The following is a 19658-nucleotide window of genomic DNA, read 5'->3' on the forward strand; positions in this document are numbered from 1 at the left end:
TGGGCAGGAGGCGGCAGGTGTCACAGCACCGGCCACCGGCAGGGAACGGTCTTTCCGGCGCGGGCGAGCAGCGCCGGTGCGGCGGCTTCCACTTCGGCGAGGATTTCATCCTCGTCGATGGTGGTCGCCCGATAATCGTCGACGAGGCGCTTCCCGTCCACCCAGACCGAGTGGACCCCGCGCCCGTCCGCCGACCAGACGAGCTGGTTGACAACGTTGAGCAGCGGCGTCCATTCGGGCCGGTGGCGGTCGTGCGCCACGAAGTCGGCCTTCTTGCCCGGTTCGAGGGAGCCGATCAGGTGGCCCATCTGCGCGCCGGCCGCACCGTTCAAGGTGCCGCATTCCAAAACGTCGTAGGCCGAGAACAGGCTGGAATCGCGCCGGGCGTCCTTGAACAGCCCGGCAGTGACGTACATCGCGCGCATCATGTCGGCGGCGTTGCCGTTGTTGTTGCCGTCGGTGCCCAGCTGGATCGGGACGCCGGCCGCCGCCATCTCGGGGAACAGCCCTGCGCTGCTGGCCCCGTAGGCGCCCTTCATCGCCGTCATCGGGCAATGGGTGACGTGGGTGCCGCTGCTCGCCAGCAGGCCGACCTCGTCGATGTCGAGGAAGATCGCGTGGGTGAGCGAGAGGTGAGGGCCAAGCGCGCCGATCTCGGCCAGATGTGCGATCGGGCGCCTGCCGGTGGTGGCGAGGAAGAATTCGGGGTCCTGCGGATCCGGGCTCATGTGTGCGGTGACGCCGGCGCCGTGGTCCCTCGCCAGTTGCGTCGCCGCACGCCAGAGGTCGTCGGTGGCGGTGACATGGCCGACCAGCGCGGGCCATGTGGCCAGCAGCGGGTCGCCCGCGCAGGAATAGCGCTCGACCTCGCGCTGGAGCGTGTCGATGGCTTTCGCGGTGAGCGCGGCCTGGTCCTCGGCGGGGTCGAAGGCGCGGTCCTGCGCCCACTGGCCGATGCGGCCGCGGATGCCGGTTTCGGCAAGCCCGTCGTAGACCGCGCCGAGATCGAGGATGGTGCCCGCCTCGATGAAGCAGGTGGTGCCGGTGCGCAGCATCTCGAGCGCGGCGAAGCGGGCGGAGAGGCGCTCCTCCTCGGGCGTCTGGGCCTGATAGGTGGGGATCAGCCAGCCCATCACGTTGGCTTCCCAGTCGGTGTCGTCGGGCACCGCGCCGCGCGTGATCGGCTCTCCGGTGATGTGGACATGGCAGTTCACGAACCCCGGCGTCAGCACGAAGCGCGAGCCGTCGATCACCTCGCGCGCGGAGACCGTGGCCTCGACCTCGGCGCTGGGGCCGACGGCGTGGATGCGGTCGCCCACGACGGCGAGGGCGCCGTCGCGGTAGATGCGCCGCGTCTCGTCCATGGTGACGATCCAAGCGCCCCGGATCAGCAGGTCTACGGGGGTGCGGGCCTCGCTCATGGCGCGTAGCTCGCGCGGGCCATGTCTTCGAGATGCTCGCCGATGGTCAGGGGTGGGCCGCTTTCGGCGCCGGTCACGCAGGTCGGGGCGGTTTCCATGCGGTACATCGGCTCCAGTTCGAAGAAGGTCGCGACCGAGTTGCGCGCGCGGGCTTCGTGGTTGTTGCGCACGCGGTGGAGGTTGGCCCGATAGAGCCCGCCGGTGAAGCGCTCCATCATCTGGCCCACGTTGATGACGAAGCTGCCGGGGATCGGCGTGGCGAGAATCCACTCGCCATCGGCATTGCGCACCTCGAGGCCCGCCATGTCGTCCTGCAGCAGGATCGTGATCGAGCCCCAGTCGGTATGCGCCCCCGCGCCGAGCAGGTTGGCTTCCGCGTCCTGCGGCTGCGGCGGATAGGAAAGCAGGCGCACGCCGCACTGGGCATCGCGCAGGCCATCGGCGAACCATTCCGCGTCAAGGTCGACCGACAGCGCGAGGCAGCTCATCAGGTGCCGCCCCAGCAGGATCATCTCGCGTTGATAGGCTTCCATCTGCTCCCGAAAACCGGGGAGACCCTCGGGCCACTGGTTCGGTCCCTGCATCGGCAGCCCGGCGACGACCCAGGGGTGATGGGGCGGCAGGTCGCGGGCGAGCATGAAGCTCTCCTTGAAGTCCGCCGCCGAACCGGCGTCGAGCACCTGCCTGCCGGTCGTCTCGTAGCCGCGCCGGGCGGGCGAATGTTCGATGGAAACTCTGGCTTTCGCCGCCTCGTCCTGCGCAAAGAAGGCGCGGGTCTGGTCGATCTGGGCGTCGAGCAGGCGTTGCGGTACGCCGTGGCCGGTGACGTAGAAGAACCCCGTCTCGCGCAGCGCGCGGTGGATTTCCCGCGCGACGCGGGCCTGCTCGGCCGGATCGTTGAAGCTGCCGGCGAGGTCCACCTGCGCGATGCGGGTCGCGGCGCGGGGCGGTTCGTAGACGATCACGAGCCGATTGCCGCGCCGAGCCGGATGACGTTGCCTTCCGGGTCGCTGAGAACGGCCTGGTGCTGGCCGAAGAAGGTGTCCTGTCCCTCGCGCACCAGCATGGCACCGTGGGTGACGGCGCGCTCGGCCATGACCGCGACCTGCGCCGCGCTGCCCACGTCGAAGGTCAGGATCGAGCGGGTGCCCACCGCCTCGATCTCGGGCAGGTTGACGAAGGGGCGCACGGATTCGGTCGCGAAACCGATCACGCAGCCGCCGCCGTGCACTTCGCGGTAGCGGTGGTCGCGCGATTCCAGCACTTCCTCCAGCCCCAGCGCGTCTACATAGAACTGCGCCAAGGCCGCGACATCGCGCGCCAGGAAGGTGACGTAAGCGAGCGTCAGGCCGACCATGCCGCCACCACCGCGTCTGTCGTCACCAGCAGCGAGGTGTGCTGGTTGAGCGCGTTGAGTGTCCCCACATGCAGCGCCTCGTCGAAGCTGGCGCAGGCGTCGGACACCACGAAAGTATGGAAATCGCGGTGGAAGGCGTCGCGCGTGGTGGAATCGACGCAGCAGTCGGTGGTGAGGCCGGTCATCACCAGCGTGTCGATCCCGCGCGCGCGCAGTTGCTGTTCGAAATCGGTGCCGTGGAAGCTCGAATAGGCGAGTTTGCTGACCTCGATGTCGCCCGGCTCCGGGGCGACGCGGTAATAGTCCTCGCCGCCGGTGCCGATGCGGCAGATGCCGGCGTTGTCCGGCGTGCCGCGCCGCGCCATCCAGGTCTTGAGCGTATTGGAGTCGGTCTCGGGCCGGGTCATGACGCGCATGAAGCCGACGGTGGCGCCCGCCTTGCGGGCGGCGGCGATCAGCTCCTCGATCCGGTCGATCGCGGTTTCCGCCGGGCTCATGTCGGTGCCGTAGCGGCCGATCAGGCCCTCGGGCGAGGCGAAATCGACCTGCACGTCGACGACGATGAGGGCGGTGCGGCCCGGCGCGATCATGTCGCCGGGCGCGACGTGGGGAAGATCAGACATGCGCGCTCTGCTCCATCTGCGAGGGGAACCGCTCGCGCAGCACCGGCAGGACCTTCTCGCCGAAGATCGGCAGAGATGCGTGGTAGTCCGGGAAGATCAGCATCAGCCCGTCGAGCGAGGTCTTCTCGAAGATCTCGCTCAGCCGGTCGATCACCGTCTCGGGCGTGCCGAGGACGTGCGGGGTCATGAAGGTGGAGCGCGCCTTCTGGGTGAAGGCGTTTTCCTTACCGATCTCGCCGTCGAGGAAGCCGTAGGCGCGCATCATGCCGTGGAGGGCGCCTTCGTCGAACCCGGCGCGGAAATGCGCGGCGGTATCCTCGGCGGCGGCGTCGGTCTCGCCGAAGACCACGGTCATCATCGAATAGGTGCGGATCTTCGAGCCCAGCGCGAGCGCCCCGGCCTTGGCGTCGGCGCTGACTTTCGCCAGTTCCTCGACATTGCCGCCCGAGAGGAACAGCGCGTCCATCTCGTTGGCGGTGAACGCGATGCCGACCTTGGACGTGCCGGCGCAGACGAGGAACGGCGGAGTGGAAGGCTTGGGGTTGGACATGCAGTCCTCGAGCGTGAAGTACTTGCCCTCCACCGACACCGAATCCTCGGTCCACAGCGCCTTGATCGCCTGGATCCACTCGGTCGCCAGGACGTAGCGCTCGTCGTGGTCGACGCCTTCGGGCCATGCGCCCATCTGCGAGAACTCGCCCTTGTACGAGCCCGTCACCACGTTGAGCCCGGCGCGGCCGTGGCTGATCTGGTCGAGCGTGGCGATCATCTTGGCGGTGACGGCAGGGTTCTGCAGGATCGTGTGGACCGTGGCCCAGACCTTCACGCGGCTTGTCGCCTGCGCCAGCCCCGCCATCATCATCGGCGAGTCGAGCGAGGAATTCCAGTGCTTCGTCTCGCCGCCGTAGCCGCGATACTTGGCCATCGCCATGATGAAGTCGAGACCGATGTCCTCGGCCAGCCTGGCGGCCTTGAGGTTGTAGTCGTACGAACCGTCGAGCGCGGGCGCATTCTTCGACAGGATCCAGCCGCCGTTCGCCATCGGCATGAAAATGCCGAGGTCGCGGCCGCCGCTGTCGGACGGAAGGCCGAAACTGTCGGGTCTCGGTTGGCTCTGGCTCATGCGTCTCCCCTGCATCGTACTGCTGGCACAAAGGCTAGGATGGGGTGCGATGCGGTTCTTGTCACCCTGCGCCCGCGCTGTTGTTGGTGGTCGAGGATGGGGGGAGGCTCCGGGCCAGGTTTCGATCTCAGGCGGCGTTTTAGAAAACCCGTCGTCCGCGTAGGCGGGGGCGACGGGGCCTTGGAATGGGACTAACTGGTTCGTCCCAGCCATCACCCACCGTCTTGCGCGATCGCGCGACGGGGATGGTGACGAAGATATGGCTATTCATCAAGGTGTCGGGCGCGGGCTGCAAAGCGCGCGGAGTGAGCGGGCGGTAAGCCGTGAGAGTAATTTGCAAGGGAAAATGCTATGAGCAATTGGTTCGTCACCGGCGTCAGCACCGGCCTTGGCCGCGCGATCGCCCGCGCGGCGCTCGAGGCCGGGCATACCGTCGTCGGCACCGTGCGCAGCGCGGAAGCGGTGGCGTCGTTCGAGGCGCTGGGCGACAAGGCGATCGGCATGGTCCTCGACGTCACCGACCCCGCCGCCGTGACCGCCGTGGTGGACGCGGCCGATGAACGCACCGGCGGGCTCGACTTCGTCGTCAACAATGCCGGCCTGGGCTATACCGGCGCGGTCGAGGAAACCCCGATCGCGGATGCCAAGGCGCTGTTCGACGTCAACGTCTGGGGTGCGCTGGCGGTGATCCAGGCGGCGCTGCCGCACCTGCGCGCGCGCCGGTCGGGGCACATCGTCAACATCGGCTCGATCAGCGGCATGGCCTGCTGGAACGGCACCGCGATCTACGGCGCCACCAAGTTCGCGCTCGATTGCATCGGCCGCACGCTGGCGCAGGAAGTGAACCCGCTCGGCATCCAGGTGACCAATGTCGCGCCCGGCGGCATGCGCACCGAATTCGCCGCCTCGCGCCTGCTGGGCGCCGAGCCGACCATCGCCGACTACGCCGAGACCGCGCACACCGCGCGCGGCGTGCTCACCGGCCACCACGGCGAGGAGCCGAGCGATCCCGACCTCACCGCGCAGGCGATCCTGACCGCCGTGACCTCGCCCGAGCCGCCGCTGGTGCTGCTGCTGGGCAACGACGCGCTGGGCTACGCGACGCGCGAGTTCGCCATGCTGGGCACCCAGTTCGAGACGTGGAAGCACCTGACGACCAGCGTCGCGGCGGATTGAGCACGTTCCTCCCCGAGCACAAGCTCGGGGAGGAATCAGGACGAAAACAAACTCTTCCGGATCACCGCGTGGACGCCCCAGTTGCCGTTGGCGACCTGGCTGATCCCGAAGTCCACCCCCACCGAGAGCAGCGAGATCGCCTCGTCCTCGGTGAGGTCGCGGATGGTCATCAGGAAGCGGCGGGCCTTGCGGAAGGCGTCGCGCATGGCGGCGTCGATCGAGCTTTGCTTGTAGACCTCGCTCTGCGCATTTGCGCCGAGTTCCTTGAGATAGTCGGGGTGCGAGAAGCCCAGGATCACCCATTCGTCGGGCGTCTCGATCAAGGGATAGTCGATGTCGCGGATGTACTTGCGGCTGGTCTTGGCGGGGTGGAGCACGACCTGGATCACCGCCGTCATCGAGCATTCGATGGCGGTGCCGCACAGTTCGCTATCGCCCTGGCTGGCGTGGGGGTCGCCCATCGACAGCAACCCGCCGGGCACGCCCACGGGCAGGAAGCAGCTGGCACCCTTGCCGAGCCGCCAGTTGTCGATGTTGCCGCCGAAGTTGGCGGGCGGGACCGAATCGATCAGCTCCGAATGGGCCGGGGCCAGCGCGATCACGCCGAAGTGCGGACGCACCGGGATCGTCACGTCGCGCAGCACGTCGAAGTTGCGGGTGATGGTTTCGGGATCGACGGGCACGCCGGGATAGTCGTAGCGCTCGTGGACGATTCCGGAGGGGTCGGTCTGCGGGGTCCAGCGGTAGGAGTAGACCGCCTGCGCGGTGGCGCGGCCGGGTTCGTCGTCCATCTCGTAGATCGTGATGACCTCGCGGCCCTTGGGCTCAGTGAGGAGGTCGTTGTAGTGGAAGCCCCAGTACGCCGCGACGTTGCTGCCGAAGGCGCGGCCGGCGAAGCGCGGGTTCTGGCTGGGCCGCGTCTCCATGTCGAGGATGCGCACCTCGATCACGTCGCCGGGCCTAGCGCCCTCGATGGCGATGGGGCCGGTGCAGATGTGGACGCCGAAACCCTCGCCGGGGCCGCGGCCCAGTGCGGAGGCGTCGAACGGACCGGCGCCGCGCCGCTCGACCGCCTTGCCCTCGGCGGTCCAGTGGAACACCGCCTCGGCGCCCGCGTCGCCCTCGATCATGCGCTCGGCATCGTCGTTGGCGTGGTGGGTGAGAGTTTCGATGGTCACGTAGTCACCCGAGCGGATCTCCAGCGCCGGGGTGAGAGAGCGGCTGAAGTAGCCCCAGTGGATCGTGTCCGGCCGCGCGGGCAGGAAGTGGTGGCGCCGCGTGCGTGCGGCATCGTCGAGCGCGGGGAGGACGGAGCCTGCGCCCGGCGCGATGAGTTCGCTGGGCGGCTCGCGGTTCTCCAGCCGCACGTCGCGGGCCTTTTCCGGCCGTCCGCGCCGGGGCGCTTCGGCGGAGGAGCCGACGCTTTCGGGCGACTTGCGGTATTCGCGCGGGCTCATCCCATACTGCTCGCGGAAGGCGCGGGAGAACGAGGCGCTGTCGTTGAAGCCCCACTGGAACAGGATTTCCGAGATGGAGCGCTGCGCGTGAAGCGGGCTGCCGAGGTCGAGCCGGCAGCGCTCGAGCCGGCGCAGCTTGACGAAGTGGCCGAAGCTTTCGCCGTGCGATTCGAACAGCTTCTGCAGATAGCGCGGCGAGATGTTGTGCTCGCTCGCGATCTGGTGGGTGTTGAGGTTGGGGTCGGACAATCGCATCTCGATCGACTGGAACACCCGCTCGAGGATCGCCGCGCGCCCTCCTGCAGCGCCGCCCAGCGCCTTGGCGGGCGCGCGGTCGAGCAGGGTGGCGGCGATCATCTCGGGCAGGGCCAGTTCGACCGGGCGGATCTGGTCGTCCGAGACGTCGAGGATGGTGTCTGCGACGGTGCGCAGCAGGCTCGACATCATGCGGGCGACGGCGGTGTCGGCGATGAGGTCGCTGATCTCGGTGGGAAGCTGCGAGCGCGATTTCAGGGCCGGCAGGCTGTGCGGCACTTTGACCACGAGCAGGCGGAAGTCGCCCTCCATGCCGATCCGGCAGCGGGTGTCGCCGCCGCCGTAGACCATGTCGCCCTCGCCGATCTCGATCACGTGCTCGCCGCTGATCGCGGTGACACGGCCTTCCAGCAGGAGCACGAGCCAGAAACAGCGCGCCTCCTGCCGGAAGTCGAGGTTTAGGGCCTGCGCGGTGCCGGTGCAGCGGATGAACTGGATCTTCTGGCCGCTGGTGAAGCTGACGAGGTCCCCGTAGATGTCCTCGTCTTCGGATTCCAGCTCGATACTGACGCGCTGCAATGCGAAACGCCAGGCCTGCAGCCGCTGGTCGTGCGGATAGGCATTCGTCGTCAATCGCACGCCGGTCATGCCGGAATTTCCTTGTTATCTAACCCTTGGCGACCAGCCTAGTCGATCGCTTCGGTACCCGCCAGCCGCTTGTGTGCATTGCGGTAGCGGTGGACCAGCCACTTGTTGAACTGGCCCTGTGCGCCCTCCTGCCACGAGTAGCGGCCGCGCGGTGCGAAGCGCGAGCGCAGGCCTTCCTGCACCAGTTCGTCGACGTGCATGTCCTGGGCGATGATCTTGCCCGAGGCGGAGAGGTTCATGTCGAGCAGATTCTCGAAGTTGGGCTCGGCCATGGCGCCGGGCGCGAACAGGAAGCCGGTTTCCAGCTCGTGCGATTCCGGGCCGTCGGGGCGCAGGATGAGGTAGATCACCATGTCGCTCATCATTACCAGGCTGAGCGAGGGCGGGACGTTGGCGAAGGTCATGCGCTGGCGCGCCTCGTCCTTCAGGCCGGGGAACACCGGCAGCACCGCGCGCTGGGTGGCGTTGAAGCTGGCGTCGGCGTGCAGAGTGCCGTTGAAGCGCAGGAAGCCGGCGTCCTCTGGCTCGGAGTGCGGAAACTCGGCGCGGCCCGAGGGCACGAAGTCGTGGAGCGGCCCGGCATGGAGGCGGCTGGCGTGGTAGCCGTCGTTGTTGTTCTCGAACATCACCTTCCAGTTCCACGGCAGCTTGGCCGCCGGGTCCGGCTTCGGGCCTTCCGCGCTGGCGAGGTCGTAGCCGGAGATCGCCTCGGCGACCTTGGCGAGACGGGGGCCGAGGGGGGCGGCGTCGCGATCGAAGTTGATGAAGATGAAACCGTTCCAGATCTCCACCGCGAAGCGCGGCAGGGAGTTTTCCTTGCGGTCGAAATTGCAGGTCTTGTTCATCGCCGGGGCCGCCACCAGCGTTCCGTCGAGCGAATAGCTCCAGTGGTGGTAGGGGCACAGGAACCCGCGCGCCTTGCCTGCGCCCTCGGCCACCAGCATCGCCCGGTGCTGACAGACCGCCGACATCGCGTTGATTTCGCCCGAGAGATTGCGCGCGACGATGATCGGCTCGTTCACGGTACGGGTCGTATAGAACTCGCCCGGCTCGGCGATCCAGGATTCGCGCCCCACGCACTGCCACTCGTTGAAGTAGAGCGCGTCCTTCTCGAACTCGTAGAAGTCGGTGCCGGTGTAGCACTCGGGCGGCAGCGTCACCGCATCGGCGAGATCGACCGCCGAGGCGGAGAGGGACTCGATGAAGCTGTCGGACATCGTTGGGGCGGACATGGTGAACTTCCCTGGATCGGTTTTTTTGGTCTGCGGGTGCGGCCTGCTTCGAAAACGGCATGCCGCACCTGCGAAGGCAAGAACGGTTTTGTGAACGGCCCGTTCGCTATTTTGCAGCTGCCGGGGCCGGTTATTCCTTGGTGTAGCCCTCGGGGATCTTCGGCGGATCGCCCGCCTTGCCCCACAGCAGGATTTCGTTGCCCCACGGATCGCGGAAGCAGTGGTTGAGCCCGTTGAAGGTGCTCCAGAAGTGGTTGCGCCACAGCACGGTCGCGCCGCGCTCCTCGGCGGCTGCGAGGATGCGCTCGGGGGTGTCGTCATCGCTGATGAGCACCCAGATGCGGGGCTTGCGGCCGTCGGCGGCGATGGCGCGCGGGGCGATGCCCTCGGCGTCGGGATGCGGGCGGGCGTTGGCGGGGTCGAAGATGCCGACGTGGAGGTTGCCGATCTCGCTGTCGCTGCCATCGGGATTGGGGAACATGCCGCCGGGCACCATGCGGTGATAGACGCCTTCCGGCTTGTGGTCGTCGCGCCAGCCGAAGACTTCGGCGTAGAACCGGCCGGCGGCGGCCGGATCGTCTGCAGGCAGGTCGACGAAGATGAGGGTGTTGGGCATGCAGGTTCCTTGCGGCTCTTGATGCCCAGGGTCTTGCGCCAATCGGGCGCCCGGCTCTTGGCGGCAGGCGTCCGGTTTGTTGATGGGGACGCCAAGGCGGTCGAGAACCGCCCGCTCGAGTCCGGTTTGTGCAGGCTTGAGCGCATCAAACCGGATTGTCGCCGCCCTCGCCTGCGCGCGGGGACGACGGCGGTTGGTCGGAATCGGCCGGCTTCCGACCAACCGCCGGCTTCGCCAAGTCGGAGGGCGCACAGGGCCAAGACCCATTTTCGCATCGCCGCGAGAGTCACGGTGTCGATCCTCACAGCAGCAAAGGGGCAATGCATGGCTTCGGTCACCACTCTGGGTTCGCCAAAGGCGCAAGTGCGACCTTCGGCGATCTGGCATCTCAAGGCCACGCCGGAGACCATTCACTGGGGCTACTTCTCGCCCGACATCAAGCCGGCCCTCACGATCAAGAGCGGCGATCTCGTCCATGCCGAGGCGATCACCCACCACGCCGGCGATGCGCCCGAGCTGATGTTCGACGAAGGCGTCGAGCGCATCTTCCGCGAGGTCGACCCCGCCAGCCGCGCGCCGGGCGTACACATCATGACCGGCCCGATCTACATCGAGGGCGCGGAGCCCGGCGACATGATCGAGGTGCGCTACCTGCAGATGGTGCCGCGCAACAACTACGGCTCGAACCTCGCCGCGAACTGGGGCCATCTCTACGAGGAGTTCGGCAAGCAGGAACGGGTGACGATCTACGAGCTCGACCCCAATGCCAACACTGCCCACGCGCTCTACGCCTACGACTTCAAGGGCGAATATTTGGTCCCCGGCACGATCACCAACTGCCCGGTCTGCGACCGCCAGCCGGCACTCCCCGGCATCACCATTCCCGCGCGCCCGCACCTGGGCACCGCGGGCGTGGCGCCTGCGGTCAACGAGCCGGTCTCGACCATTCCGCCGGGCCTGCACGGCGGCAACATCGACAACTGGCGCATCGGCGCGGGATCGACGATGTTCTACAAGTGCCAGGTCAAGGGCGGGCTGTTCTCGATCGGCGACCCGCATGTCAGCCAGGGCGACGGCGAGATTTCCGGCACCGCGATCGAGGCCTCGCTCGACTGCCTGTTCCAGATCATCCTGCGCAAGGACTTCGACTTCCCCTCGCCGCTGCTGGAAACGCCCGAAAACTGGATCGTCCACGGCTTCGGCGAGGACCTCGACCAGGCGATGAAGAATTGCTCGATGGACATGCTTCACCTGCTCCACGACAAGCAGGGGCTCAGCAAGAACGACGCCTATTCTCTGATGAGCGTCGCCGCCGACTTCGGGATCACCCAGGTCGTCGATGGCACGCTGGGGGTCCATGCCCGCATCGAGCGGCGCATTTTCCCGGCCAAGGGCACCGTCATCGACCCCGGCTAATCGAACACCCTCACTCCTGACGGGGGCAGACTGGAGCCCGGCCCGCAAGGGCCGGGCTCTTTTTCGTGCGGCGCGGCGGGCCGCGATCAGCCCAGCAGATTGCATTTTGCGCAAATACTGGCTAAGCCGGTCGGTGCTGACGTCGCGTGCGACGGACTAACGGGTGGCCCTGCTACCCACTTTTGTCCCTTACGAGCCTCATGAAGCCGGGATGCGCCGCTGCTGGCGCATGCCCGTCATGCGCGCGCCGCTTTCCCTGCCCTTCCGGGCCGCATCATTGAAACGAGGATCCTGAACCATGACCGACCCCAGCGCCCGCCCGTTCCTTATCAAGAAGGACGAGGAAGGACATTTCCGCCTCACGGTGAGGACGACGCGGTACAACTCGCAGGGCTATCCCCTCGTCACGGCCGCGCTCCAGGACGAGTTGTTCAAGACCGCCAATGCCGCGCGCGCGTTCGCGCAGGAGAATTTCCAGGCCAAGCCGGGCGAATACTCGACCAAATGACGCCTGGGCGGACCGCCGGAGATTGTCCTTCGCGGATGCGTGCCGGCGGCTTGCCGCCCGTCACGTAAAAAATCCGGCGGTCCCTGAAATACAACGGAATTGTTTCATTGCGAAGGATTCGCACGTCGGTAAGCGAGCGGGGCGACCCGAAGGCTGATGACACATCCGCCTTTCCCTTGGCTCAGCGGCCGATCAGGCTGCTGAGCCATTTTTAATCGTTTGCCGCTGAAATCGCTCAGAATTCCATTGCGACATGTTGTCGGTAATGGTTAATCTGGCGGGGCGGAAGCCGCCTCATGGCATGTGCGGGTCGATGCCCGACGGAAGCGATACTTTGCGGAAAGCATCGCGGCTGCCGGGCCATGGCGCTTGCGCGTGGCCCAGGCCTCTTCGGCACGGGCGTATTCTACAGGGGCGACGTGGGGGCATGCAGCAGGACTGGAGGGCCGGGGATCCCGGCGCTGACCATATCACGGTCGAGGGCGTCCGTGCGCATCCGCGCTTCGAGGACGCCAGGGCCGCGCTGATCGACGGGCTGGCCGGGCTCTACCTCGACGACTGGCGGCTGCGCGGGCTCGTCGAGTACGAGCGCGGGGTCACCTTCATGCTGATCGTCTCTCTCGACGCCATGCGCGATCCCGAGGACGCCAGCGGCGGCGTCACGATACAGGTCCTGGGCGACGTGCTGCCGACGATGGGCATCGCGCCCGGGCGACGCATCGTCGACCTTGCGGCAAAGCTGCGCCACGAGGGTCTGCTCGAAAGCGTGCCGGCGCCTCGCGACGGCAGGGTCCGCCTGCTCCGCGCGACGCCGCGCGCCATCGCCGCCGATTGCGCGTGGATACGGGTGTTTCACCGGCCGCTGACGCTGCTGCGGCCCGAGGTGGACTACCGCCCGGCGCTCGACGACGATCGCGGCTACCAGCGCGCGTTCCGTCTCGCAGGGCTCAGGACCCTCGACATCGCCAACGAGATCATGAGCGCCAATCCGCCGATGGACTATTTCGTTCAGGAATCGGTGGGCTTTCGCGTGCTGATGATCCTGATGCAGTCGATCCGCGGCAGCGCCGACAATCGCAGTCCGTCCGGGTTCTATTCCCACGCCGCGCAGCGCGGCGGCATGTCCCGCACGCATGTGAAGAACGTGCTCACCAAGGCGGCGGAGCGGGGTTACGTCGCCTTTTCGGAGCGACCGGGCGACTACGTGGAAGTCCTTCCGGTCATGGTGGAAGCATTCGACCGGTGGACCGCCGAAAGCCTGTCCTCGATCGACCGCGTCCGCGCCTACGCCGCATTCCCGGGCTGAGGCCTCAGCCGGCCGCCAGCACCATGTCGCCGACGGGTTCCGGGGCCGCGCGCCGGGCGAGGGTGCGTCCGTCGGCACCGATGCCGGGAAGCAGGAACAGCAGTGCCATGCCGACCACCAGCACCGCGATGATCGCCAGCGAGGCCTGGTTGTAACTGCCGGTGCTCCCGTAGCTCAGGTCCATCGCCGCCGGCGTCAGCCCCTGCGCCAGGATCACGGCGGAATAGAGCACCGAGTTGATCGACCCGAAGTGCTTCAGCCCGAAATAGCGGGAGCAGAAGTACGACAGCGCGCCATATTCCGCGCCCATGCCGATGCCCAGCAGCACGCCCGCCGCGCTCATCGCCACGCTGCCATGGCCGAACTGCAGCAGGCCCAGGCCCGCCATCGCCGCGCCGTACATCGGCACCACCAGCAGCGGCGTGCGGAAGCGGTCGAGCAGTCCGCCGGTCACCACCTGCCAGGCGGCGGTGACCAGCGCGAAGGTCGCGATCGTGGCGGTCGCCTCGCCGAGGCCGAAGCCGCGGTCGGTCATCATCGGGACGACGTGGGTGAACACCGCGGTCATGCCGCCGCCGCCGCTCGCCACCGCGATCAGCAGGACCCAGAAGTGGCGGGTCGCCATCGCCTCGCGCAGGGTCAGGCCTTCCATCACCGGCGCGGGCTCCTTCTGCGGCGCGGCGCGGGGGACGCGGGCGGGGGTGTCGTGCAGCCACAGCCACATCAGCGGGAATCCGACGACGATGACGATCAGGCCGATCGCCCCGTACGTCGCGCGCCAGCCGATCAGCGGCAGCAGCACGCCCGCGACGATCGGCATGAGCGTCGCGCCCACGCCGTTGCCGACGCCGGCGGTGACGCCCAGCATCAGGCCGCGCCGCCTGTCGAACCAGTTGGAGACGACCTTGGCGATCATCGGCGAGGCGCAGGTCGCCCCCGCCAGCCCGATCGCGCCGAACTGCGCGTAGAACAGCCAGATGTTCCCGGTCGTCTGCGACAGTCCCATGATGAGCACGCCGAGCGCGAGGTTGCCCGCGAGGATCATCGGCCGGGCGCCGACCCGGTCCATCGTCCGCCCGATCAGCGGATAGCTCAGCGCCGCGAGGATCGCGATGAGGCCCAGCACGCCCGACACCGCCGCGCGCGACCATCCCAGGTCCTGTGTGATCGGCACGAGGAACGTCCCGAAGGTCGCGCTGATGGCGGCGGTGGTGCAGACCAGGTTGCCCATGGTCGCGGCGATCGTGAGGTGGGTGGCGGCGCGGTCCCGGGAAGCGGTGGGCATCTGGGTCTCCAATTCCGAATTTCCCGGAGTAAATCCCCGCGCGGCTCCGATCCCAAGCGATTATCACCGCGCTGCAACAAATCCTTCGCGCCGTATCAAGTTTGCGCCCTTGCATGCGCGTACCGGCAATCCGAACTTGATGCCGACACCGCGCGCTCTCGAAAAGGGGGCCGCGCCGGCAAATTCAACAAGGGACGATTCGCCGCGATGAATGCACAGACCGCCGGGATCACGGCTTCCGAAACCCAGATGCCCACCTTCTTCATCCCGCACGGCGGCGGGCCCTGCTTCTTCATGGACTGGTCGGCGATGATGGGCGGCCCGGCCGATACCTGGGACAAGACCGAGGCGTGGCTGCGCGCCCTCGTCTCGACGCTGCCGGAGAAACCCAAGGGCATCGTCGTCGTTTCGGGTCACTGGGAGGAGCCGGCCTTCACCGCCTCGGCCGCGGTGGAGCCGGGGATGATCTACGACTACTACGGTTTCCCGCCGCATACTTACGAGCTGAAGTACCCCGCGCCCGGCGCCCCGGCGCTCGCGGACCGCATCGTCTCGCTTCTGACGGAGGCGGGCCTGCCCGCGCGCACCGATGCCACGCGCGGCTTCGATCACGGCGTCTTCGTGCCGTTCCTCCTGATCGACCCCGAGGCGACCATCCCGGTCGTACCGCTCTCGCTCAAGGCCGACCTCGACCCGGCCGAACACATCGCCGCCGGCCGCGCGCTGGCGCCGCTGCGCGAGGAGGGCATCCTCATCGTCGGCTCGGGGATGAGCTACCACAACATGCGCGGGTTCCGGACGCCGTCCGCCACGCGCCCTTCGGCAGTGTTCGACCAGTGGCTCACCGCCGCCGTCGAAGCCGCCCCGGCCGAGCGGGAAGCCAACCTCCAGCACTGGGCCGAAGCCCCCGCCGGTCGCCTCTCACACCCGCGCGAGGAGCACCTGCTGCCGCTGATGGTCGCGGCGGGCGCGGGCGGGGAATCGCCGGGAACCAAGGTATTCGGCGACAACGTGATGATGGCGGACATCTCCGGGTTCCGCTTCGGCTGAGGCAGCCCCCTGTCGTCCCCGCGAAGGCGGGGACCCCGTTTGTTCTCCTCCGGCACGCGCCGCCAGAAAGAGGGGCCCCACCTTCGCGGGGACGACGAGGATTGAGTGAGGGCTCTCCCTGGCCCTTGATCCTCGTTTGCCCCACCCGCTCGCGAAGCTCTTGCCGCCCGTAGGCAAGGCTGTAAGGGTGGCCGCCGTTATTTCGGCGCGAGAAGGAGCATGGCGGTGACGCAGGCAAGCGGGAAGGCGGCTCGTCCGACCCTGGACAGCGTGCGCACGCGCATGGCCGAGGCCGGCGTCTCCGCGCCCGAGGAATGCGTGCCCGGCGTGCTCTCCAACCTGATCGTGCTGCAGGACCACGTCGATACCCTGCGCGCCTTCGCGCTCGACCCGCGCAGCGCGAGCGCCATGCGCTTCGAGGCCTGAGCATGACCGCGCCCCTCACTGCCATCGCCATGGCCGCGCAGGTCCGCAGCGGCGTCACCACCGCCGTGGACCTGTGCCGCAGTGCCCTCGACCATGCCGAGGCGCTGGGGACCGAGCGCAGCGGCTTCACCCGCCTCCTGCGCAAGCGCGCGCTGCTGCGCGCCGCCTCGGTCGACAAGCTGGTCGAGGCCGGGCTCGATCCCGGTCCGCTGGCGGGCGTACCCTTCGGCGTCGCCGACCTGTTCGACGTCGCCGGGGAGATCACCACCGCCGGCTCGCGCACCCGCCTGACCGCTGCCTTCGCCAGCCGCGACGCCAAGGCCATCGCCCTGCTCGAAGCAGCCGGCGCGGTGCTGATCGGCACCCAGAACATGGACGAGCTGGGCTACGGCTTCGTCACCATGAACGCCCACTACGGCACCACCCGCAATCCGCACGACCCGGCTCGGGTCGCCGGCGGCGCGGCGGGCGGCTCGGCGGTAGCGGTGGCGACGGGCACGGTGCCGCTCAGTCTCGCCTTCGACACCAACGGGTCGCTGCGCGTACCCGCCGGCCTCACCGGCGTGATCGGCCTCAAGCCGACCTACGGCGACCTGCCGCGCGAAGGGGTCTATCCCTTCGTCGAGAGCCTCGATGTGGTCGGCGCGCTGGGCCGCGACCTCGACGACGTCGCGCTGGTGCGCACGGTCCTGCGCGAAGGCGCGCCTGAACGCTCGGACACGCTGCGCGGCGAGATTTCCTTCGGCCGCCTGATGAGCTGGTTCGACGACAACATCTCGGACGAGATGCGCGGGCCGCTCGACGCGTTCTGGAACCGCCTCGGCCGTGTCGGTTTCGAACTGCCGCACTCCGAGATCGCCCGCGCCGCCGCCTCGGTCATCATCGCGGCGGAGGGCGCCAGCCTGCACCGCCCCGCGCTCGAGGCCGATCCCACGCAGTTCGAGCCGCCGGTGCGAGAGCGCCTGCTGGCCGGCCTGCTGCTTCCGAGCGACGACTACCTCGCCGCCCAGCGCTTCCGCAGCTGGATCCAGGCGCGCCTGCGCCGCCAGTTTGAGCTGGCGGACGTGCTGTTCACCCCCGCCGCGCCCGGCTTCGCCCCGCTGATCGCCGATCCGGTGATGACGTTCGAGGGCCAGTCGATCCCGGCGCGCAGCCACCTCGGCATCTACACCCAGCCGATCAGCCTCATGGGCCTGCCCGCGCTGGTCCTGCCGCTGGCGGGCGACTTCGCCATGCCGCTGGGCATCCAGCTGATCAGCGCGGCGGGCAACGAACCGCTGCTGCTGCGCGCGGCGCGGCAGCTGATCGACAAGGGCCTTTGCGCAGTGCCGGTGCCGCCGGCGGGGTGAACCGCCCGACCTACGCTTGCGACCGTGCGGAACCTCAAAGACAAAAGCGGGTCACCGCCTTCGCGGGGATGACGAAAGAAGGGGTGATTGATCGTCGTTCCGGACTTGATGCGGGATCGCCGTCAACAAATCCACCGCATACGCACAAGCCCCAGAGCAGCGCGCGGCTAAGGTGTCGGGACAACGAGGGCAGGGGCGCATGCACGCAGACACACTCATCACCGGCGCTTGCCTGATCACGGTGGACGCGCAGCGCCGCGTCATCCGCGACGGCGCGGTGGCCATTGCCGGCGACACCATCGTCGCGGTGGGCAAGAGCGCGGACCTCGCCGGGATCGACGCGCGCGAGGTGATCGACGGCTCGCGCTTCGTGCTGACGCCGGGCTTCGTCAACTGCCACGTCCACGTCACCGAGACGCTGATCCGCGCCTTCATTCCCGGCAACCTGCCGTTCGAGGAAAATCTCGGCCGCTGGGTCATCCCGCTCTACAAGGACCACTCGCCGGCCGAGCAGGCCACGGCCGCCCGGCTCGCGATCGCGGCGATGCTGCGCAGCGGCACCACGACTTTCCTGGAGGCCGGCACGATCCTCGCCTTCGACGAGGTCATGGCCGCGATCGAGGACACCGGCATCCGCGCCCGCACCGGCCGCTGGACCGAGGACCGCGCCTGGGAGCCGAGCGTCGACGGCGACGCGCTCACCCGCGAGGCGCTTGCCGCGCTGGAAGCCGACCTCGATCGCTACCCGCAGGACGGCCGCCGCATCGCCGCCTGGCCCAACCTGATCGGCCACATGACCTCCACCGACGCGCTGTGGCAGAGCGTCACCGACCTCGCCAGGCGCACCGGCACCCGCGTGTCAGCGCACATGAGCCCGGTCGCGGGCGATTCCGACTGGTATCTCGCCAATACCGGCCGCCGCGCGGTGGAGCACCTGTCCGACCTCGGCGTGCTCGGCCCGCACCTCAACCTCGTCCACATGGTCCACATCGATGCGCACGAGGCGGAGCTGGTCGCGGCCAGCGGCACCAACGTCACCCACTGCCCCGACGCATCCCTGCGCGGCGCCTACGGCGTCATGCGCAGCGGGCGGTTCCCCGAGATGGCGAAGGCCGGCGTCAACCTCGCGCTCGGCACCGACGGGGCGGACAACCACGACATGATGCGGGTCATGGCGATCATGTCCACGCTGTTCCGCGATGCGCGCGAGGACGGCTCGCTGTTCCCCGCGCACGAAGTGCTCGAAATGGGCACGGTCAACGGCGCCAGGGTGCTCGGCCTCGAAGGCTCGATCGGCGCGCTCGCCGTGGGCATGAAGGCCGACATCGTCGCGCACGATACCCGCCGCCCCGAATGGTGCCCGCTCAACAACCCGGTCGAACAGCTGATCTCCTCCGCCGACGGGCGGGGCGTCCATTCGGTCTGGGTTGACGGCGTGCGCGTGGTCGAGGCCTACCGCTGCACCACGATCGACGAGGACGCGCTCTACGCCGAGGGACAGGCGGCGGCCGAAGCGGTGCTCGGCCGCTCGGGCCTGCCGCTGGTCAGCGAATGGCCGATTTCGTGACTTCATCCAGCAAGGGAACAGGCAAGGTGGAATACTCGGCAATCACGGTGACCCCGCTCACCCCCGGCATCGGCGGCACCGTTTCTGGCGTGGACCTGACGCAGCCGCTGTCGGACCTCGTGGTGGCGGAGCTGCACCGCGCGCTGGAGGACCGGCTGGTGCTGTTCTTCCGCGACCAGCCGCTGGGTCACGAGGAGCACATCCGCTTCTCGAAGTACTTCGGCGGCATCCACATCGCGCCCAGCACCAAGCCGTGGCAGGCGCCGGGCCATCCCGAAGTGACGATCATCCACGCCGACGCCGATTCCACCTTCGTCGCGGGCGAGGACTGGCACACCGACATGAGCTGTGACCCCGAGCCGCCGCTGGGCTCGGTGCTCTACCTGCACACCGTGCCCCCCGTCGGCGGCGACACCGTGTTCTCCAACATGTACGCCGCCTACGATGCACTGTCGGACCGGATGAAGGCGCACCTCGAAGGCCTGACCGCGATGCACGACGCGGTCGTCGGCTTCGGCGGCATCACCCCCGAGGGCATGACCCTGCCGCGCACCAGCCAGCCAGTGATCCGCACCCATCCGTGGAGCGGGCGCAAGGCGATCTACGTCAACAAGGGGTTCACCACCTACATCGAGGGCATTCCGCGCGCGGAGAGCGACGCGCTGCTCGCCTACCTGTTCGCGCACGTGCAGGCGCCGATGTTCCAGTGCCGCTTCGCCTGGCAACCGCACTCGATCGCGTTCTGGGACAACCGCTGCGCGCAGCACTCGGCGATCTGGGACTACTTCCCGCAGACCCGCTCGGGCTTCCGGGTGCAGATCATGGGCGACAGGCCGCTTTGAA

General features: G+C 68.2%; 18 protein-coding genes. 9 read left to right on the forward strand and 9 right to left on the reverse strand.

The annotated features are described in order from the left end of the window. Window positions 1–20: 20 nt before the first annotated feature. From AC07M9_RS15765 to AC07M9_RS15785, 5 genes are read right to left on the reverse strand one after another with little or no spacing between them, the layout of a single operon-like run. Entirely contained in the window at window positions 21–1421 is a 1401-nt protein-coding gene (locus tag AC07M9_RS15765) for an amidohydrolase family protein (protein WP_494884918.1), read from the reverse strand. After that, entirely contained in the window at window positions 1418–2386 is a 969-nt protein-coding gene (locus AC07M9_RS15770) for an isopenicillin N synthase family dioxygenase (protein WP_494884919.1), read from the reverse strand. Before AC07M9_RS15770 ends, AC07M9_RS15765 begins: the two co-directional genes overlap by 4 nt. After that, window positions 2383–2778, reverse strand: a complete 396-nt coding sequence (locus AC07M9_RS15775) for a VOC family protein (RefSeq protein WP_494884920.1) — start codon at window positions 2776–2778, stop codon at window positions 2383–2385. Before AC07M9_RS15775 ends, AC07M9_RS15770 begins: the two co-directional genes overlap by 4 nt. Further along, window positions 2766–3401: a cysteine hydrolase family protein gene (locus AC07M9_RS15780; protein WP_494884921.1), complete on the reverse strand. Its 636-nt coding sequence runs from the start codon at window positions 3399–3401 to the stop codon at window positions 2766–2768. Before AC07M9_RS15780 ends, AC07M9_RS15775 begins: the two co-directional genes overlap by 13 nt. After that, window positions 3394–4524: an LLM class flavin-dependent oxidoreductase gene (locus AC07M9_RS15785; RefSeq protein ID WP_494884922.1), complete on the reverse strand. Its 1131-nt coding sequence runs from the start codon at window positions 4522–4524 to the stop codon at window positions 3394–3396. The genes AC07M9_RS15780 and AC07M9_RS15785 overlap by 8 nt, the downstream gene beginning before the upstream one ends. Before the next feature lie 351 nt (window positions 4525–4875). Here AC07M9_RS15785 and AC07M9_RS15790 point away from each other — a divergent pair, with 351 nt between their 5' ends. Then, window positions 4876–5700, forward strand: a complete 825-nt coding sequence (locus AC07M9_RS15790; protein WP_494884924.1) for an oxidoreductase — start codon at window positions 4876–4878, stop codon at window positions 5698–5700. Between the two features lie 35 nt (window positions 5701–5735). On the opposite strand, the gene AC07M9_RS15795 is transcribed toward AC07M9_RS15790, so the two are convergent. The 3 genes from AC07M9_RS15795 to AC07M9_RS15805 all read right to left on the reverse strand — a co-directional run bounded on the left by AC07M9_RS15795 (window position 5736) and on the right by AC07M9_RS15805 (window position 9908). Further along, complete coding sequence (locus tag AC07M9_RS15795; protein ID WP_494884925.1) at window positions 5736–8060, reverse strand: acetamidase/formamidase family protein; 2325 nt, start codon at window positions 8058–8060, stop codon at window positions 5736–5738. Between the two features lie 38 nt (window positions 8061–8098). After that, window positions 8099–9292: an aromatic ring-hydroxylating oxygenase subunit alpha gene (locus AC07M9_RS15800; RefSeq protein WP_494884926.1), complete on the reverse strand. Its 1194-nt coding sequence runs from the start codon at window positions 9290–9292 to the stop codon at window positions 8099–8101. 130 nt (window positions 9293–9422) lie between these two features. Beyond that, window positions 9423–9908 carry a VOC family protein gene (locus AC07M9_RS15805; RefSeq protein WP_494884928.1) on the reverse strand — a complete coding sequence of 162 codons (486 nt, stop codon included), beginning with the start codon at window positions 9906–9908 and terminating at the stop codon, window positions 9423–9425. Window positions 9909–10232: 324 nt separating this feature from the next. On the opposite strand from AC07M9_RS15805, the gene AC07M9_RS15810 reads away from it, so the two are divergent. From AC07M9_RS15810 to AC07M9_RS15820, 3 genes are all read left to right on the forward strand, one after another. Then, window positions 10233–11324 (forward strand): acetamidase/formamidase family protein, encoded by a 1092-nt coding sequence (locus tag AC07M9_RS15810; RefSeq protein ID WP_494884929.1) that lies wholly within the window; start codon window positions 10233–10235, stop codon window positions 11322–11324. Window positions 11325–11622: 298 nt separating this feature from the next. Further along, window positions 11623–11832, forward strand: a complete 210-nt coding sequence (locus AC07M9_RS15815; protein ID WP_494884930.1) for a hypothetical protein — start codon at window positions 11623–11625, stop codon at window positions 11830–11832. 427 nt (window positions 11833–12259) lie between these two features. Further along, window positions 12260–13138, forward strand: coding sequence for a hypothetical protein (locus tag AC07M9_RS15820; RefSeq protein WP_494884932.1), 879 nt, complete (start codon window positions 12260–12262; stop codon window positions 13136–13138). Between the two features lie 4 nt (window positions 13139–13142). Here AC07M9_RS15820 and AC07M9_RS15825 read toward each other — a convergent pair whose 3' ends face one another. Continuing rightward, window positions 13143–14423: an MFS transporter gene (locus tag AC07M9_RS15825; protein ID WP_494884933.1), complete on the reverse strand. Its 1281-nt coding sequence runs from the start codon at window positions 14421–14423 to the stop codon at window positions 13143–13145. A gap of 207 nt (window positions 14424–14630) precedes the next feature. Between AC07M9_RS15825 and AC07M9_RS15830 the strand changes: the two genes are divergently transcribed. From AC07M9_RS15830 to AC07M9_RS15850, 5 genes are all read left to right on the forward strand, one after another. Continuing rightward, window positions 14631–15473, forward strand: a complete 843-nt coding sequence (locus AC07M9_RS15830) for a DODA-type extradiol aromatic ring-opening family dioxygenase (RefSeq protein ID WP_494884935.1) — start codon at window positions 14631–14633, stop codon at window positions 15471–15473. Window positions 15474–15692: 219 nt separating this feature from the next. Further along, window positions 15693–15899 (forward strand): hypothetical protein, encoded by a 207-nt coding sequence (locus tag AC07M9_RS15835; protein WP_494884937.1) that lies wholly within the window; start codon window positions 15693–15695, stop codon window positions 15897–15899. Between the two features lie 2 nt (window positions 15900–15901). Beyond that, window positions 15902–17248 (forward strand): AtzE family amidohydrolase, encoded by a 1347-nt coding sequence (locus AC07M9_RS15840; protein WP_494884939.1) that lies wholly within the window; start codon window positions 15902–15904, stop codon window positions 17246–17248. 199 nt (window positions 17249–17447) lie between these two features. Continuing rightward, complete coding sequence (locus AC07M9_RS15845; protein WP_494884941.1) at window positions 17448–18815, forward strand: amidohydrolase family protein; 1368 nt, start codon at window positions 17448–17450, stop codon at window positions 18813–18815. Between the two features lie 26 nt (window positions 18816–18841). Beyond that, a complete protein-coding gene (locus AC07M9_RS15850) occupies window positions 18842–19657 on the forward strand; it encodes a TauD/TfdA dioxygenase family protein (protein ID WP_494884943.1) in 816 nt (271 codons plus the stop codon). Window position 19658: the final 1 nt, after the last annotated feature.

This window comes from Novosphingobium sp. GW821-FHT09E05 (assembly GCF_059416165.1).

Coding starts and splice junctions, on each gene's coding strand:
- AC07M9_RS15765 (WP_494884918.1), bottom strand. CDS start 1,421: ATGAGCGAGGCCCGCACCCCCGTAGACCTGCTGATCCGGGGCGCTTGG.
- AC07M9_RS15775 (WP_494884920.1), bottom strand. CDS start 2,778: ATGGTCGGCCTGACGCTCGCTTACGTCACCTTCCTGGCGCGCGATGTC.
- AC07M9_RS15780 (WP_494884921.1), bottom strand. CDS start 3,401: ATGTCTGATCTTCCCCACGTCGCGCCCGGCGACATGATCGCGCCGGGC.
- AC07M9_RS15785 (WP_494884922.1), bottom strand. CDS start 4,524: ATGAGCCAGAGCCAACCGAGACCCGACAGTTTCGGCCTTCCGTCCGAC.
- AC07M9_RS15790 (WP_494884924.1), top strand. CDS start 4,876: ATGAGCAATTGGTTCGTCACCGGCGTCAGCACCGGCCTTGGCCGCGCG.
- AC07M9_RS15795 (WP_494884925.1), bottom strand. CDS start 8,060: ATGACCGGCGTGCGATTGACGACGAATGCCTATCCGCACGACCAGCGG.
- AC07M9_RS15800 (WP_494884926.1), bottom strand. CDS start 9,292: ATGTCCGCCCCAACGATGTCCGACAGCTTCATCGAGTCCCTCTCCGCC.
- AC07M9_RS15805 (WP_494884928.1), bottom strand. CDS start 9,908: ATGCCCAACACCCTCATCTTCGTCGACCTGCCTGCAGACGATCCGGCC.
- AC07M9_RS15810 (WP_494884929.1), top strand. CDS start 10,233: ATGGCTTCGGTCACCACTCTGGGTTCGCCAAAGGCGCAAGTGCGACCT.
- AC07M9_RS15815 (WP_494884930.1), top strand. CDS start 11,623: ATGACCGACCCCAGCGCCCGCCCGTTCCTTATCAAGAAGGACGAGGAA.
- AC07M9_RS15820 (WP_494884932.1), top strand. CDS start 12,260: ATGCAGCAGGACTGGAGGGCCGGGGATCCCGGCGCTGACCATATCACG.
- AC07M9_RS15825 (WP_494884933.1), bottom strand. CDS start 14,423: ATGCCCACCGCTTCCCGGGACCGCGCCGCCACCCACCTCACGATCGCC.
- AC07M9_RS15830 (WP_494884935.1), top strand. CDS start 14,631: ATGAATGCACAGACCGCCGGGATCACGGCTTCCGAAACCCAGATGCCC.
- AC07M9_RS15835 (WP_494884937.1), top strand. CDS start 15,693: ATGGCGGTGACGCAGGCAAGCGGGAAGGCGGCTCGTCCGACCCTGGAC.
- AC07M9_RS15840 (WP_494884939.1), top strand. CDS start 15,902: ATGACCGCGCCCCTCACTGCCATCGCCATGGCCGCGCAGGTCCGCAGC.
- AC07M9_RS15845 (WP_494884941.1), top strand. CDS start 17,448: ATGCACGCAGACACACTCATCACCGGCGCTTGCCTGATCACGGTGGAC.